Origin of the sequence: uncultured Tenacibaculum sp. (assembly GCF_947495995.1) — a bacterium.
In the GTDB taxonomy this organism is placed as follows: Bacteria; Bacteroidota; Bacteroidia; order Flavobacteriales; family Flavobacteriaceae; genus Polaribacter.
This window is the reverse complement of record NZ_CANMAX010000001.1, coordinates 96807-114555: the sequence shown is the minus strand read 5'-3', so window position 1 is coordinate 114555 and position 17749 is coordinate 96807. Positions and strand designations below refer to the sequence as shown.

The following is a 17749-nucleotide window of genomic DNA, read 5'->3' as shown; positions in this document are numbered from 1 at the left end:
TACGATGAACGTAATTCCAAAATTAACTGTAGTAGGAGCAGGACCGGGAGATCCTGAATTAATCACATTAAAAGCAATTAAAGCATTACAAAGAGCAGATGTTGTATTATACGACGCTTTAGTAAATGCAGAATTGTTAGATCACGTGAATCCGAATGCTGAGTTAATTTTTGTAGGAAAACGTCGTGGTTGTTACCGATATCAACAAGAACAAATCAATGAGTTAATTGTTGCTAGAGGAAAATCGCACGGACACGTGGTTCGTTTAAAAGGTGGAGATCCTTTTATCTTCGGAAGAGGTTCTGAAGAAATGGAATACGCAGCACAACACGGGTTAGAAGTGGCAATGGTTCCAGGGATTTCGTCATCAATAGCAGTTCCAGCATATCAAAATGTACCATTAACAAAAAGAGGAAGCGTAGAAAGTTTCTGGGTAATTACAGGAACTACAAAACAGCATAAACTTTCTAAAGATGTTGCATTAGCAGCAAAATCAAACGCAACAGTTGTGATATTAATGGGAATGGGAAAACTTTCTCAAATCACAAGTTTGTTTGAACAAGAAGGAAAAGGTGATGTACCTGTAGCAATTATTCAAGAAGGAACAACACCACAAGAAAAAGTTGGAGTGGGAACTGTAAATACTATAGCAGCAGTAGTTGAAGAAAAACAACTAAGTAATCCTGCGATTATAGTTATTGGAGAAGTAGTAAGACATAGAGAAATCTTAGCAAAGATTCAAAATGAAGTAGGAATAAAAGCAGTTACAAATGGTTGAAGAAAGAAATAATTTATATCCTGTCTTTCTTAAGGTTAAGAATTTACAGGTGTTAGTTGTAGGAGGAGGTTTTGTTGCAGAAGAAAAACTTACGTTTCTGTTAAAATCTAGCCCAGATGCAAAAATTACGATTGTTTCTCCAATGTTTAGAGAAGGAACAAAAGCTTTAGCAAAAAAGGGTGATGTCACGCTAATTAACGATATGTATAAAACTTCGTATTTAGATGGAAAACATATTGTGATCGCAACCACAGATATTCCTGAAATAAACGTTGAGGTTTACAAAGATTGTAGAGCGCAAAGTAAGTTGGTAAATGTAGCAGATAATCCACCATATTGTGATTTTTATATGGGAGGTGTAGTTACCAAAGGAAATGTAAAGATTGCAATTTCTACCAATGGAAAATCACCTACAACAGCAAAAAGATTACGACAATTTTTTGAGGAAGTAATTCCAGATAAAATAGATGACCTCGTGCAGAATTTGAACGAGTATAGAAAAACAATTAAAGGAAATTTTGAACAAAAAGTAGAAACATTAAACGAGTTTACTAAAGGTTTAGTAGAAAAGATAGAAAAATGATAGAAACAGATATATTAATAATAGGAGCAGGACCAACAGGTTTATTTACAGTTTTTGAAGCAGGATTATTAAAATTACGTTGTCATTTAATAGATGCATTAGCACAACCAGGTGGACAATGTTCAGAGATTTATCCGAAAAAACCAATTTACGATATACCAGCTTATCCTGAAATTTTAGCAGGTGATTTAACGGAGAAGTTATTAGAACAAGGAAAGCAGTTTCAACCAGGTTTTACTTTAGGAGAACGTGCAGAAACAATCGATAAACAAGACGATGGAACATTTATCGTTACAACGAATAAAGGAACAAAACACAAAGCACCAGTAGTTGCAATTGCTGGAGGTTTAGGTAGTTTTGAGCCAAGAAAACCTAAGATTGATAATCTAGCTCAATTCGAAGATAATGGAGTCGAATACATGATTAAAGAACCTGAATTATATCGTGATAAAGATGTTGTAATTGCAGGTGGTGGAGATTCTGCTTTAGACTGGTCAATTTTCTTAACAGATGTTGCAAAATCAGTAACATTAATTCATAGAAGAAATGAATTTAGAGGAGCTTTAGATTCAGTAGAAAAAGTTCAAGAATTAAAGAACTTAGGAAAGATTAATTTAATTACTCCTGCTGAGGTAAAAGGAATTCTTGGAGACGATAAAGTTACAGGTGTTGTTGTAGAGCAAAAAGATAAAGAACCATTTATAATTGATACAGATCATTTCATTCCTTTATTCGGATTAGCTCCAAAACTTGGGCCGATTGGAAATTGGGGATTAGAAATTGAAAAGAATGCTATTAAAGTTGACAATTCTTTAGATTATCAAACAAATATCCCAGGGATTTATGCTATTGGAGATGTGAATACATATCCAGGTAAATTAAAATTAATCTTATGCGGTTTCCATGAAGCTACTTTAATGTGTCAGAGTGCATATAAGAGAATCTTTCCAGATAAAAAGTATGTAATGAAATATACAACTGTAGGAGGAGTAGAAGGTTTTGATGGAACTAAAAAAGAGGCGCCAAAAGCCGTAGTAAAAGCAATTAATTAGCATTAAATAAAAGAGTAAAAAGTAAAGAGTTGTAATTATCGAAGTGTTTAATATTTACTACTTTTTACTAAAGACTTAAAAAATGGATATTAATATAAAAATAAAAGACAGAGAAGGTGTAATTCATAATGTACTTGCTCCGACAGATATGGCAATGAACTTAATGGAAGTTGTTCGTTCTTACGAATTAGCTCCAGAAGGAACCATAGGAATTTGTGGAGGAATGGCCATGTGTGCTTCTTGTCAATGTTATGTTACGTCTAACCACGAGCTTCCAGAAATGTCTGATGATGAAGATGCGATGTTAGCAGAAGCTTTCGATGTAGAAGATAATAGTAGGTTGGGTTGTCAAATACAAATGACACCAGAATTAGAAGGTTTAGAAGTAGAGTTGGCTCCAGAAAGTTAATTATATTTATATAAAAAATTAAAATGCAATTCAGAAATTACAACTTATCACTAAAAGACGATGTAGAATACTTTACAAAACAACTATTTTATGCATTGTTTGAAGATGTTTGTCAGGAAAAAGCCAATCATTTAAAAAGTAAGTTTGTAAAAATCTTAAAAGGGTTATCTGTAGAAAAGCACGAAGAAATTTGGATGTATTATCAAACATCATTCTGCGATATCCGAAAGAAATTAGATTTAGATGCTAAAGCTTTTGAAAATACAGATCCAGCTTGTAAAAGTTTAGGAGAAGTATATTTAGCATATCCAGGTTTTCATGCCATTGCGATATATCGTTTAAGTCATGAATTGTATAAAATTAATGTTCCAATTTTACCTCGAATGATGAGTGAATATGCACATAGTTTAACTGGTGTAGATATTCATCCAGGAGCAACAATTGGAGAAGCTTTCTTTATCGATCATGCAACAGGTGTCGTAATAGGTGAAACTACAATTATTGAAAATAATGTTAGTATTTATCAAGGAGTAACTTTAGGTGGAATTCAAGTAAAAAAAGAATTAGCAGAAGTTAAAAGGCACCCAACGATAGAAAGTAATGTAACCATTTATGCAAATGCTACAATTTTAGGAAATATTGTGGTTGGATCAAATACAGTTATCGGAGCAAATGTTTGCATAACAAAGTCTATAGAGCCAAATTCAACTGTGATTTATAAATCACAAAATAGTATTTACAACTAGTATATGAACGCAAAAAATATTACAGATTTTGTAGGAAATACACCTTTAGTAGAAGCTACAAATATTATAAATAAAGAAAATGTTCGTCTGTTTTTAAAGTTAGAAGGACATAATCCAGGAGGAAGTGTAAAAGATAGAGCAGCGTATTACATGATTTCTGAAGCTTTGAAAAAGAATAACATTAAAAAAGGAGATACTTTAGTAGAAGCAACAAGTGGAAATACAGGAATTGCACTTGCATTAATGGCGAAAGTTTTAGGATTAAATATGGTATTAGTAATGCCAGAACATGCAACTGTAGAACGTGTAAAAACAATGCGAGCTTACGGAGCAGAAGTAATCTTAACACCATCTGAAGTTGGCATGGAAGGAGCTATTGATCATGCTTTAGAATTAAAATACAAGAAAGGATATTTTAGATTAAATCAGTTTGATAACTTAGATAATCCGAAAGCACATTATAGTACAACCGGACCAGAAATTTGGAGAGATACTGAAGGAAAAGTGACTCATTTTGTTTCTGCTATGGGAACTACAGGAACAATTACAGGAGTTTCAGATTATTTAAAAGAACAAAATAAAGATATTACCATTGTTGGTGTTCAGCCAAAAGAAGGAGCTCGTATTCCAGGAATTCGTAAATGGCCAGAAGAATATTTACCTGCAATTTTTAAAAGAGAAAAAATTGATAAAGTTTTAGAGGTAAATCAAGAAGAAGCAAAAGCAATGACCATTCGTTTAGCTCGTGAGGAAGGAATTTTCTCAGGAATGAGTAGTGGTGGAGCAGTAGCTTCAGCATTAAAATTAGCAGAAACACTAGATGAAGGAATTATAGTTGCAATTATATGTGATCGAGGAGATCGTTATTTATCATCAGATATTTTTGTGTAGAGAATTTTAGTTCGATTGTCGTCGAAAATATATAAATAAAAAGCCTTTTCATTTTTGAAAAGGCTTTTTGATTATAAAATGTAGCTTAGTTTTTCTGTAAAAAAAGAGTTAGTTTCTGTTATATCTTTTGAAGACATATTTGAAAAACAAATTGATATCCATAGTATTTCATTTTTGCTGAAAATATAATCTGTTTTATCCATTTCCATTGATAATTTAATTTCTGTTTCCCAACCTAAATCTCCGCCGTATATTGTAGCAGTTTGATTTTTTTGATCACCAATGAAGATAAATTGTTCATTATAGTTATTTTCATAATAACCTAAATATTTCCCTTGTATATCAATTTTTGGAAATTTACCAGAACCTTTTATGTGATTATTTTCTATAGTGAAAATATTATCTTTTAAAATATTTTGGAATTCTTTATAATGATTTAAAACTAGATTAGTCAGTTGATCTATATCTATAATTGTTAGGTTTTTACCACGGAAGTATTCTTTGATTTTATCTTGAGCATTAATAGTAATTTTATTGTTAGTTATAAACCATACATTATCTAACAAAATTCTTTTTTGCCCATTAAAAATAGTTTTAGGCATCCTAAAAGATTCATTTATTTGACGTTCAATATTTTCAATGTCTGACTGTGTAATTTTTTGACTTTTGACAACTACACCTGTATATTTTTCTTTAAGTAATGTTTGATCTTCTTGTACTAAGACAAAGTCAGAACCATATTCTCTGTTTCCATGAGTGTATTCTATATGTTTAATATAAGGTAGATGAGTAAAGAAGTTTTTTAAAAAAGGATGTAAATCTTTAACTTCATCTTTATAAGATTGAATTTTTTGTCTAACTTTTTCAATATCCATTTTGGAGGTTTAAATAATAAATTTAAATATAAAACAATCTATTATTGTGTAATAAAAAATAAACTAATAACTTTGTAATTCAGTTCATAAACATTTTATAGTTATCAAGAAAGGTGGAGGGAATAGACCCTTTGAAGCCTTAGCAACCCTTTGTGTGAACAAAGAAGGTGCTAAATTCTACTTCAATATTTAAAATATTGTGGAGAGATAACCCAAAGAATACTTCTTCTTTTCCTGATAACTTTAACTAATAAATATCAGGAATGTCACACAACATTTTTACAGAAATACAAAAAAGAATCCTTGTACTTGATGGTGCAATGGGAACTATGCTTCAAGAATTTAAATTCACAGAAGAAGATTTTCGTGGAGAAAGATTTACATCACATCATATTCCATTAAAAGGAAACAATGATCTATTATCTATAACACAGCCAGAAGCTGTAAAATCAGTACATAGAAAATATTTAGAGGCTGGAGCAGATATTATTGAAACCAATACTTTTTCTGGAACAACAATAGCTATGGCAGACTATGATATGGAAGATTTAGTCTATGAACTAAATTTTCAGTCTGCAAAAATTGCTAAAGAAGTAGCAGATGAATTTACAGCTAAAAATCCAGAGCAACCACGTTTTGTAGCCGGCTCTATTGGTCCAACAAACAGAACAGCAAGTTTATCTCCAGATGTAAATAAGCCAGAATATAGAGCTGTAACTTTCGATGATTTACGTATCGCTTACAAACAACAAGTAGAAGCTTTATTGGATGGTGGTTCAGATGTTTTACTTGTTGAAACAATATTTGATACATTAAATGCAAAAGCTGCAATTTTTGCTATTGAAGAAGTCAAAGAAGAAAGAGGAATCGAAATTCCAGTAATGATTTCTGGAACGATTACAGATGCTAGTGGAAGAACATTATCTGGACAAACAGTTGAGGCTTTCTTAATTTCAATATCTCATATTCCTTTATTAAGTGTCGGATTTAATTGTGCTTTAGGAGCAGAACAATTAGAACCTTATCTAAAACGATTATCGCATAACACAGAGTTTTTTACTTCTGCACATCCAAATGCAGGTTTGCCAAATGCTTTTGGTGAATATGATCAAACTCCAGAAGAAATGAGAGATTTAATTGAGAGTTTTTTAAAAGATGGATTAATTAATATTATTGGAGGTTGTTGTGGAACTTCTCCAGCACACATTAAAGCAATTGCAAATGTGGCTAAAAATTATAAACCAAGAAAAGTTTTGGTAGCAGGGAATGAGCAGTAGATATTTAAAATTATCAGGATTAGAACCATTAATTGTTACTCCAGAAAGTAACTTTATTAATGTTGGCGAACGAACAAATGTTACAGGTTCTCGACGATTTTTACGATTAATTAAAGAAGAAAAATATCAAGAAGCATTAGCAGTCGCAAGAGACCAAGTAGAAGGTGGTGCGCAAATTCTTGATGTAAATATGGATGAAGGAATGTTAGATGGTGTTCATGCCATGGTAACATTTTTAAATTTGATTGCTTCAGAACCAGATATTGCTCGAATTCCAATTATGATCGATAGCTCTAAATGGGAAATTATCGAAGCGGGATTACAAGTAGCACAAGGTAAATGTGTAGTCAATTCAATTTCTTTAAAAGAAGGAGAAGAAACGTTTATCCGTCAAGCGAAATTGATTAAAAGATACGGAGCAGCTACAATTGTTATGGCTTTTGATGAAGTTGGACAAGCAGATAATTATGAAAGGCGTATTGAAATTTGTGAGCGTTCATATAGAATTTTAGTTGATAAGGTAAAGTTTGCTCCAGAAGACATCATTTTCGATCCAAATATATTTCCGGTAGCAACTGGAATGGAAGAGCATCGAAAAAATGCTTTAGATTTTTTTAAGGCTACAAAATGGATTCGAACAAATTTACAGTATGCAAGTGTTTCTGGAGGTGTGAGTAATGTGTCTTTTTCTTTCCGTGGAAATAATATAGTACGTGAAGCAATGCATTCTGCTTTCTTATATCATGCGATTCAGCATGGAATGAATATGGGAATTGTAAATCCTACCATGTTAGAAGTGTACGATGAAATTCCTAAAGACTTATTAGAGCATGTAGAAGATGTTTTATTAGATAGAAGAGACGATGCTACTGAACGTTTATTAGATTTTGCTGAAACTGTTCGAGGAACGAAAAAAGAAGAAAATTCTAAAAAGTTAGCTTGGCGAGAAGAAGCATTACAAGATAGAATTACATATAGTTTAGTAAAAGGTTTAGATGCTTTTATTGAAGAAGATGTTGAGGAAGCAAGGCAGCAAGTAGATCGACCAATTCAAGTTATTGAAGGAAATTTAATGGCAGGAATGAATGTGGTTGGTGATTTATTCGGAAGCGGAAAAATGTTCTTACCTCAAGTGGTAAAATCAGCTCGTGTAATGAAAAGAGCTGTAGCATATTTACAACCTTTTATTGAAGAGTCTAAAGATAGTGCTGCTTCATCTGCTGGAAAAATCTTAATGGCAACTGTAAAAGGAGATGTACACGATATTGGTAAAAATATTGTGAGTGTTGTTTTGGGTTGTAATAACTATGAAATTGTTGATTTAGGAGTAATGGTTCCGCCAGAAAAAATAATTGAAGCTGCTAAAAAAGAGCAAGTAGATGTTATTGGTTTAAGCGGATTAATTACACCGTCGTTAGATGAAATGGTGTATTTGGCCAACGAAATGGAAAAAGAACAAATGAATATTCCATTATTAATTGGTGGAGCTACAACATCAAAAGCACACACGGCGGTTAAAATTGCACCGAAGTATACCAATTCTGTAGTTCATGTTAACGATGCATCTCGTGCAGTTACTGTTGTTGGAGATTTATTACAAGAGAATAATAAAGTTTATAAAGAACAAATTCGAACAGAGTACGATAAGTTTAGAGATCAATTTTTAAACAGAACAAAGCAGAAGAATTATATCTCATTAGCTGAAGCAAGAGAAAATAAATTCCAAATAGATTGGGAAACTTCAGAGATTAAAGAACCTAATTTCTTAGGAACTCAGGTTATTGAAAATCTGGATTTAAAAGTGCTGTTAGATTATATCGATTGGAGTCCGTTTTTCAGATCGTGGGATTTACACGGAAAGTTTCCAAATATTTTAACTGATGAAATTGTTGGAGAACAAGCAACAGAATTATATAAAGATGCGCAAGTTTTATTACAAAAAGTAATAGATGAACAATTGCTAAAAGCAAAAGCAGTTTTTGGTCTGTTTCCAGCGAATACAGTAAATGAAGATGATATCGAAGTATATAACGAAAACGGAGAAACTCAAGCTGCTTTCGTAACACTTCGTCAGCAATTGAAGAAAAAATCAGGTGTGCCAAATATTGCATTAGCAGATTTTATAGCGCCAAAAACAACTGGAAAGAAAGACTACATAGGTTGTTTTTGTGTGTCAGCAGGTTTCGGAACTCAAGAATTAGCAGCAGCATTCGAAAAAGATAACGATGATTATAATTCAATTATGATTAAAGCTATCGCAGATCGTTTGGCTGAAGCTTTTGCAGAATACTTACATAAAGAAGTAAGAACGAAACATTGGGGATATGTAAATCAAGAGAACTTATCTAACGAAGAATTAATTAAAGAGAGTTATAAAGGAATTCGTCCAGCTCCAGGTTATCCAGCTTGTCCAGATCATTTAGAAAAGAATATCATTTGGGATGTTTTAAAAGTGGAAGAGACTATCGGAGTTAAACTTACCGAAAGTTTAGCCATGTGGCCAGCAGCAAGTGTTTCTGGGTATTATTTCGGAAATCCAGAATCTAAATATTTCGGTTTAGGGAAAATAAAAGAAGATCAGCTAAAAGATTATGTTAACCGAAGAGGTAATTCTTTAGAACATGCAAAAAAGTGGTTGAATCCAGTACTTGCAGATTAAAAAAATCAGGAATGTATAATGATAAGTTCGCGTCAACCTGAACTTGTTTCAGGTTCTCATTACGAATTGTTTAATAGTCTTATGAGATTCCGAAATACTGAAATTAATTCAGCACAAGTAAATTCGGAATGACATCAGAACTTAGACATTCAATAAAAATAAAATGAGTAAAAGATTTATAGAATTAAAGTTAGGAAGCCATCAAATTGTTCATGGTTTCGATGCTCAAAATAAAGAAATAATTGAAGAAGTAACTGTCGATGGCTTTAATAGAAAGTTAGTCAATTTAGATAGAATAAAATCTGTTAGTGAAAAATTTATTCTTACAGATTATGCTCACGGAAGATGGATTTACTGGGAATATGAAGGTGATATTAATGAAATACGACAGCAGTTACTTTAACAGATAGAAAATTAGAAATGAAGGTTACAGAACATATAAAAAAGGCAAAGGGGAAAACGTTATTTTCATTTGAAATTGTTCCACCGCAAAAGGGACAAAATATTCAGCAATTATATAATAATATCGATCCGTTAATGGAATTTAAACCTCCGTTTATAGATGTTACAACATCTAGAGAGGAATACATTTACATTGAAAAAGAAAACGGATTATTAGAAAAGAAAATCACAAGAATGCGACCAGGTACGGTTGGTATTTGTGCTTCATTAAAATATAAATATGATGTAGATGCAATTCCGCATGTATTGTGTGGTGGATTTACAAAAGAAGAAACAGAATATGTTTTGGTCGATTGTCATTATTTAGGAATTGATAATATTATGGCGTTACGTGGAGATGCTAGAAAAGATCAACAATATTTTCAGGCTTCTAACGGTGGAAATAAATTCGCATCAGATTTAGTAAAACAAATCAGTGATTTAAATAAAGGGAAATATTTACACGAAATCATAGAAACTCCATACAAGTCAGATTTCTGTGTGGGAGTTGCTGGTTATCCTGAAAAGCATTTAGAAGCGCCAAGTATCGAATCTGATTTAAAACGATTAAAAGAAAAAGTAGATTCGGGTGCAGATTATGTGGTTACGCAAATGTTTTTTGATAATCAGAAATATTTCAATTTCGTTGAAAAAGCTAGAGAAGCAGGAATTAATGTGCCTATTATTCCCGGAATAAAACCAATTGCTGTAAAACGTCATTTACATGTGTTACCACAAGTTTTCCGATTAGATTTACCTCAAGAATTGGTAGAGCAAATCGAGGCATGTAAAGACAATAAACAAATACGTGAAGTGGGTATTCAATGGGCAATTCAGCAAAGTAAAGAATTAATTAAAGCGGGCGTTCCTGTTTTGCACTACTATTCAATGGGAAAATCAGATAATATTAAAAAAATAGCCAAAGAAGTTTTTTAAAAATAGAAACTGTTTGTAACAATTTGTTAGGTGAGTATACTAACTTATATAAAGTCAGATTAATAACCTAAAACAAATTCAAATGAAAAAAAGCAGTCATCTATTAACACTTTTACTTTTTGTAGTTAGTGTTGCTGTAGGAAGTGCTCAAAAAATTACAGGTTCTTGGAAAGGAACATTAAAAGTTCAAGGTATGGAAATGCCTTTAATTTTTAATATTTCTGAAAAAGACGGAGCATTTTCTTCAACTATGGATAGTCCATCTCAAGGTGCGACAGGAATTTCAATGGATATAACTACGTTTACTGATAATACATTAACAGTTGTATTTAAAAAAGCAGGAATTAATTATTCAGCAAAATTAGAAGGAAAAGAGTTCAAAGGAACCTTTAAACAAGGAGGTATGGAAATTCCATTATCATTACAAAAAACAGAAAAAACAGTTCCAGGAAATCCAACATTGGTTTCTTCAGAACAAGATTTAAATAAACTTTCAACTTTAGAGAAGGGAACGTACAAATATTCTGTTGAAGATTATTTTGCGAATCCAAAAGGAAGTTCATTCCGCTTTTCACCTGATGGAAAATATTTATCATATAAAGAAAGTGATGCTAATGGAAAGCAACATGTATATGTGAAAAATACTCAAACAGGAAAAGCAAAAAGAGTAATTGAACAAAAAGAAGAATTAATTAGAGGATACGGATGGTTAAATTCTAATCGCCTTTTTTATACTATGGATAAAGGAGGAAATGAAAACTACCATATTTATGCTGTAAATTTAGACGGAAGTAATAATAAAGATTTAACTCCTTTCGAAGGTGTTAGAGCTAATTTCGAATCTTTATTAAGAGAAGATAAAGATCATATCATTGTTCAATTAAACAAAAACAATCCACAAATTTTTGAGCCTTATAAACTGAACGTAATAACAGGTGAAATCAAGCAATTGTTTGTAAATAAAGACGCAAGTAATCCAATTGCAGGATATCAGTTCGATAAAGACGGAAATTTAAGAGGTTACACGAAGTTGAAAGATGGTGTAAATATGGAGGTGTATTATGAAGATGGAAAAGGAGGATATGAGTTATGGAAACAATTAAATTGGAAAGATAATTTCGGTATTATTTCATTCAATTATGCTACAGATTACCCACACGATGCTTATGTGTTAAGTAATTTAGAAACAGATAAAGCCGAAATTTTATTATATGATTTAAAGAAGAAAAAAACAATCAAGAAAATTTTCTCAAACGAAAAGTATGATGTTGGAGGTTTAGGGTTATCTAAAAAGAACAACTACGCTATCGATTATTTATCGTATGAAGGAGAAAAGAATATTTTAATTCCTGTAAGTAAAACCTACAAAAAAATAGATAAAGCTGTAAAGAAGAAACTTCCTGGAATGCAATATTATATTACTGGAAAAACTGATGATGAAACTAAATTTATGTTATACATCACTAGTGATAAATTATACGGTATTTATTACATCTACGATTTAAAGAAAAATGAATTAAAAGAGATTTATAACACAATGCCTCAGTTAAATCCAGAAGACATGGCTGAGATGCGTCCGATTACATTTAAAAGTAGAGATGGTTTAACAATTCATGGATATATTACTTTACCTAAAGCGGCTTTAAATGGAGAAAAAGTTCCTGTAATTGTAAATCCTCATGGAGGACCACAAGGAATTAGAGATTCTTGGGGATTCAATCCAGAATCACAATTATTTGCAAGTAGAGGTTATGCTACGTTACAAGTTAACTTTAGAATTTCTGGTGGATATGGAAGAAAATTCTTAGAATCAGGATTTAAAGAAATTGGTAGAAAAGCAATGGATGATGTAGAAGACGGATTAAAATATGTTACCGAAAAAGGTTGGGTAGATGCAAAGAAAGCTGCAATTTACGGAGGTAGTCATGGTGGTTATGCTGTATTAAGAGGTTTAACTAAAACTCCAGATTTATACGCTTGTGGTGTAGATTATGTTGGTGTGTCTAACTTATTTACATTCATGAAAACTATTCCTCCTTATTGGAAACCTTATTTAAAAATTATCAAAGAAATTTGGTACGACGAAGATGTAGCTGCTGAAAAAGCAATTATGAACGAAGTTTCACCTGTTTTCCATATCGATAAAATCAAGAAGCCTTTATTTGTAGTTCAAGGAGCAAACGATCCTAGAGTAAATATAGATGAGTCAGATCAAATTGTAGAAGGACTTAGAGCTAAAGGTGTAGATGTTCCGTACATGGTAAGATATGATGAAGGACATGGTTTTGGAAAAGAAGAAAATAGAATAGCGTTATATAAATCAATGATGGGATTCTATGCAAAACATCTTAAAGGAAAAGTTCAAGAGCCTATTAAACATTAATAAATAGTAAAAAATAAAACTTTTAATATTACGAAAACCGAGATGTACATCTCGGTTTTTTTTATGCCAAATTCAAAAAATATTAGTGTTCTTAAATCTAAAAAGGTTCCTTGTTTTAATACGTTGAAGTTTTTTGTGGGTTCATTGTAACTCCTTTTGAAATAAAGTGTTGTGGTTTTTGCACCCTTTTTTGCACCCTAGAATTTCTTTTTTCTGGTTTTCAAATCGATTACTATTGTGCAAGAATTTGATAAATATCTATTGATCAAAAAAACAATAAAGAGGTGGTTACATCACATAACCTAAAGTAAATGTATATTATGAAACTAAAGATACTTTTTATCCCCTTATTTTTTTACGTGTTATCTAGCTTTAGTCAAACAGAAGATTGTCCTTTTGATGAAAGTTTATTTTCAGGAACTTTAAATGTTACTTCAGCAGGCGCAACAAAAATAAAAGCTAGCGATGCTACTTCAAATTATAGATTTGGAGAACGCGTTGCAATAGACGGTGATATAGCCGCAGTTACATCTCGAAGTAATGGAGCAGGATTAGGTAAAGTATACATTTATGTAAATGATGGATCAGGAAATTGGTCTGAACAAACCATATTAACAGCAAGTGATGGTTTTTCAGGAGATAACTTTGGATCATCAGTAGCAATTGAAGGAAATTATTTGGTTGTTGGAGCCAGATCACAATTAAACTCTAGTGATGTTGATACTGGAGCTGCGTATTTATTTGAATATAACGGAGCTGGAACTTGGACAGAGGTAGCTATTTTTCATCCAAGTGATGGTATTTCAGACGATCGATTTGGAGAGTCTATTGCTATTGAAGGAAATCTTATTTTAGTTGGAGCTAGAAATGGAAGTGTTGGAGGATGTGCATATGTTTATGAGAATGATGGTACAGGAACATTTACATATTCTGAAACAAAATTAGAACCTCAAGTTCAATCTAATTATTCTGGAGCGAGATTCGGTTATAATGTAAAAATTGAAAATGGAAAAGCTTATGTTTCAGGTGCTCAAGATTATTCTTCAGTAGGAAGAGCATCAGCTGGATCCGTTCAAATTTGGGAGCAAGCTAATGATGGAACTTGGTCTCGTACTCACCGATTAAGAGGAACAGAAACTTCTGAATATTTTGGTAGTGGTTTAGATGTTGAAGGAGATTATTTAGCTATTGGGGCTTATAATTTTGAAGTATCTTCTACTCCTGAAGCAGATCAAGGTAGAGTATTTATATACAAGGCAGATACTAATGGAGATTATTTAGAGTCTAATCGCGTAATGATTCAAAATGATGATAAAGACAGTTATAACGATCAGCGTTTTGGTTCTAATGTGGTTTTAGATGGAGATTATTTATATGTAAGTTCTTTCGGAAATGGTTCTACAAATACAGATGCTGTCTATATCTTCAAAAATGATGGAACAAATAACTGGACTCAAATTTCTAAACTTACTTCTGGTTCTAGTTGGGATGAGTTTGCAAATAGATCAGTAGCTGTTTCTTTTCCGAATATAATTATCGGACAAAATGAAGACGATTCTCCTACAAATTCAGGAGCAATTTATTTCGCTTCTTTAGCATCGGATTTAAAACCTACAGCTTCAGTTTCAGAAGTTGTTAGAGAAAGTGCAGCTTCTAATGATGGAATTATTAAAGTCAATTTTTCTGATGAGGCTACAAAAAGCTCTATTCAGTTTAGTGTTGATAATGGTGTAACGTATCCGTATAGTTTTGATGATGCTTCAGGAACTGCAGAATTAAACAATTTAACTGAGGGAGATTATAATGTTTGGGTAAGATTTGATGCTTCTTCTTGTGCTGTAAACTTAGGAACGATTACAGTAGATGCCATTGATTTTACAGCAATTCCTGATAGTAATTTTGAAGCAGCACTAAATACACTAGGTTATGATGATATTTCAGGTGACGGATTGGTGCCAACTGAACTAATTTTAAATGTTACTAATTTAAACGTAAGTAATAAGAGTATTTCTGATTTAACAGGAATTCAGGATTTTACAGCATTAACAGATTTAAATGTAGAAACGAACTCATTAACAAGTTTAGATGTTAGTAATAACTCAAATCTTCAGAATTTAAACTTTGATAACAACAGTGTTGCAAGCATAAATTTAGGATCAAATTCAAATTTAGGTTCAATTGAAGGAAGATATAATCAATTAACTACGATAGATTTAACTCAGGTTCCGAATTTAACTTTTATAAATATTAGAAATAATTTATTTACAACAGTAAATGTTGCAAATAACACATTGTTAAATACGATTAATTTACGTGATTGTCCAAACTTAACTACGTTAGATATTTCGAATAACTCAGAATTAGCATTCTTATATTTACAAGATACAGCTTTAACCGGTTTAGATGTAATGTCGAACACAAAGTTAGAAGTTGTTATTATTGAGCGTGTAAATTTCTCATCATTAGATGTATCTACATTGCCGCTATTAAAACAACTTCGAATTGGAGATAATAATTTTACCGAGTTAGATTTATCTAACAATCCAGCTTTGGAACGATTAGAATGTGAAAACAATAATTTAACTTACTTAAACCTAAAGAATGGAAATAATACAGCAATAACAAATTCTAATTTTATTGCTACAGGGAATTCTGCTCTTTCGTGTATTTTGGTTGATGATGCTTCTTGGAGTACTACAAACTGGACAAACATTGATGGTACTTCTAATTTTAATGATCAATATTGTAAATACACAACAATTCCAGATGCTAACTTCGAAGCAAGATTAGAAGCTTTAGGTCATGATGATATTTCAGGTGATGGAAAAGTACCAACAAGAAAGATTGAACTCGTAACGAGTTTGAATATTTCGAATCAATCAATTACAGATTTAACAGGAATCCAAGATTTTAAAAATCTTGAAATATTAATCAGTGCAGGAAATGTATTAACTACATACGATCTTTCTCAGAATACGAAACTTGAAACTTTAAATTTAAATTCAAGCGGATTAACTACTATCGATGTTTCAAAAAATACAGCGTTAAAAACTTTAGTATTATACGGAAATCAATTAACAAGTATTGATGTTACACAAAATACAGATTTACGAGAACTAGATATATTTCAAAATAATATAGCAACTCTAGATATTAATCAGAATTTACAGTTAAGGTCGTTATTGGTTGAAGATAATGAGATTACAAGTATCGATGTTAGTTTACATACTTTAATCACAGAATTAAACTGTGCAAATAATGAGTTAACTACTTTAAATGTTAGAAATGGAAACAATACAAATTTCACTTCTTTCGTAGCGAATAATAACACTGATTTAAGATGTGTTTCAGTAGATGATGCGGCTTATGCAACTTCAAATTGGACGAACATAGATGCAACTGCATATTTTACAGTGTTAGATTGTAGATATACTACTATTCCAGATGAAAAATTTGAATCAGCTTTAGAAGCTTTAGGTTATGATGATATCTCAGCAGATGGAAAAGTTCCAACGGAATTAATCGAAGTAGTTACAAGTTTAGATGTAGGAACTAAGAATATTAAAGACTTAACAGGAATATCAGATTTTATAGCTTTAACGAGTTTACGATGTAACGATAATGCAATTCAAGATTTAGATTTAAGAAACAATACATTGTTAGAATACATTAAATGTGATGACAATAACATGGATGTATTAAATCTTGAAGGGCTACAATATTTTGAAGAATTAGTTGGTTATGGAAATGATTTTACTGCTTTCGATTTTTCAAATGTTCCTGCATTAAAAAAGATCTCTTTATTTAATAATGAAATTACAACTCTTGATTTATCGAATAATACAGCCTTAGTTTTTGTTCGACTAGATAATAATAATCTTGTAAGCTTAGATTTACGAAACGGAACAAATACAAATATTACGAACTTTAATACAACACTTAATTCAAGCTTATCTTGTATTTCTGTAGACGATGCAGCTTATTCAACTACAAATTGGACGGACAGACATTCAAACACGAGTTTTAGTGAATCCGTTTGCCCGATAAACTACGATCTTGCATTGAAAATATATTTACAAGGAGCGTCAATTAATCCGAACACAGGAGAAGAAAGTATCATGAGAGACGATATTCGTTCTAATAGTATGCTTCCTGTAACAAGTCCGTATTCTGATAAAATTTCTTGTGAAGCTTCAGTTTTAAATACGACAGGAGATAATGCTATTGTCGATTGGGTTTGGATAGAATTAAGAGATAAAACTGATCATTCTATTGTTGTGGCTTCTCAATCTGGATTATTACAAAGAGATGGAGACGTCGTTGCTCTAGACGGAAGTTCCCCACTATCATTTAGCTTGTCTGACGACAATAATGTATATGTTTCTGTAAATCATAGATCTCATTTAGGAATATTAACTGCGACTTCTGTTGAGTTGTTAATTTCTGGAACTACAATTGATTTTACTTCTGATCCAAGTTTGTTGTTAGGGAACTCTAATGCTGTTACACTATTAAGTAATGGTTTTTACGGATTAACTTCAGGAGATTATGATGGAAATGGTCAAGTTCAAAATATTGATATCAATGGAATCATTTCTCAATTAGGAGCTTCAGGTTACAATGCTGCTGATATGGATATGAACGGACAAATTCAAAACTCAGATATCAATAATTTATTGAATCCGAATTCAGGAAAAGGACAACAGTTTTAAACTAATA

General features: G+C 31.7%; 13 protein-coding genes and 1 riboswitch. Of the genes, 12 read left to right on the top strand and 1 reads right to left on the bottom strand.

All coding sequences use genetic code 11. The features are described from left to right. The first annotated feature begins 4 nt into the window (after positions 1-4). From cobA to cysM, 6 genes are all read left to right on the top strand, one after another. Positions 5-778 (top strand): uroporphyrinogen-III C-methyltransferase, encoded by a 774-nt coding sequence (cobA, locus tag Q1A15_RS00500; RefSeq protein WP_299617271.1) that lies wholly within the window; start codon positions 5-7, stop codon positions 776-778. Continuing rightward, positions 771-1361 carry a bifunctional precorrin-2 dehydrogenase/sirohydrochlorin ferrochelatase gene (locus Q1A15_RS00495; protein WP_299617270.1) on the top strand — a complete coding sequence of 197 codons (591 nt, stop codon included), beginning with the start codon at positions 771-773 and terminating at the stop codon, positions 1359-1361. The genes cobA and Q1A15_RS00495 overlap by 8 nt, the downstream gene beginning before the upstream one ends. Then, the gene (locus tag Q1A15_RS00490; protein ID WP_095074184.1) at positions 1358-2413 is read left to right on the top strand and encodes an NAD(P)/FAD-dependent oxidoreductase; all 1056 of its coding nucleotides are present in this window, start codon (positions 1358-1360) and stop codon (positions 2411-2413) included. The genes Q1A15_RS00495 and Q1A15_RS00490 overlap by 4 nt, the downstream gene beginning before the upstream one ends. Before the next feature lie 82 nt (positions 2414-2495). Then, positions 2496-2822 (top strand): 2Fe-2S iron-sulfur cluster-binding protein, encoded by a 327-nt coding sequence (locus Q1A15_RS00485; RefSeq protein WP_299617269.1) that lies wholly within the window; start codon positions 2496-2498, stop codon positions 2820-2822. A gap of 23 nt (positions 2823-2845) precedes the next feature. Then, the gene (epsC, locus tag Q1A15_RS00480; RefSeq protein ID WP_299617268.1) at positions 2846-3568 is read left to right on the top strand and encodes a serine O-acetyltransferase EpsC; all 723 of its coding nucleotides are present in this window, start codon (positions 2846-2848) and stop codon (positions 3566-3568) included. 3 nt (positions 3569-3571) lie between these two features. Then, entirely contained in the window at positions 3572-4459 is an 888-nt protein-coding gene (cysM, locus tag Q1A15_RS00475; RefSeq protein WP_299617267.1) for a cysteine synthase CysM, read from the top strand. Positions 4460-4530: 71 nt separating this feature from the next. Here the strand turns inward: cysM and Q1A15_RS00470 are convergent, their stop codons facing one another. Then, on the bottom strand, positions 4531-5334 hold the full coding sequence (locus Q1A15_RS00470) for a hypothetical protein (RefSeq protein WP_299617266.1): 804 nt from the start codon (positions 5332-5334) through the stop codon (positions 4531-4533). Positions 5335-5432: 98 nt separating this feature from the next. Next, a riboswitch (SAM riboswitch) is annotated at positions 5433-5548 on the top strand. A 49-nt stretch (positions 5549-5597) separates the two neighbouring features. On the opposite strand from Q1A15_RS00470, the gene Q1A15_RS00465 reads away from it, so the two are divergent. The 6 genes from Q1A15_RS00465 to Q1A15_RS00440 all read left to right on the top strand — a co-directional run bounded on the left by Q1A15_RS00465 (position 5598) and on the right by Q1A15_RS00440 (position 17742). Further along, on the top strand, positions 5598-6611 hold the full coding sequence (locus Q1A15_RS00465) for a homocysteine S-methyltransferase family protein (RefSeq protein ID WP_299617265.1): 1014 nt from the start codon (positions 5598-5600) through the stop codon (positions 6609-6611). Continuing rightward, entirely contained in the window at positions 6601-9270 is a 2670-nt protein-coding gene (metH, locus tag Q1A15_RS00460; RefSeq protein ID WP_299617264.1) for a methionine synthase, read from the top strand. The genes Q1A15_RS00465 and metH overlap by 11 nt, the downstream gene beginning before the upstream one ends. 163 nt (positions 9271-9433) lie before the next feature. Then, entirely contained in the window at positions 9434-9673 is a 240-nt protein-coding gene (locus Q1A15_RS00455) for a hypothetical protein (RefSeq protein WP_299617263.1), read from the top strand. 17 nt (positions 9674-9690) lie between these two features. Further along, the gene (gene metF / locus Q1A15_RS00450) at positions 9691-10647 is read left to right on the top strand and encodes a methylenetetrahydrofolate reductase [NAD(P)H] (RefSeq protein WP_299617262.1); all 957 of its coding nucleotides are present in this window, start codon (positions 9691-9693) and stop codon (positions 10645-10647) included. 82 nt (positions 10648-10729) lie between these two features. Further along, the gene (locus Q1A15_RS00445; protein ID WP_299617261.1) at positions 10730-13030 is read left to right on the top strand and encodes a S9 family peptidase; all 2301 of its coding nucleotides are present in this window, start codon (positions 10730-10732) and stop codon (positions 13028-13030) included. Between the two features lie 320 nt (positions 13031-13350). Beyond that, a complete protein-coding gene (locus Q1A15_RS00440; protein ID WP_299617260.1) occupies positions 13351-17742 on the top strand; it encodes a hypothetical protein in 4392 nt (1463 codons plus the stop codon). Positions 17743-17749: the final 7 nt, after the last annotated feature.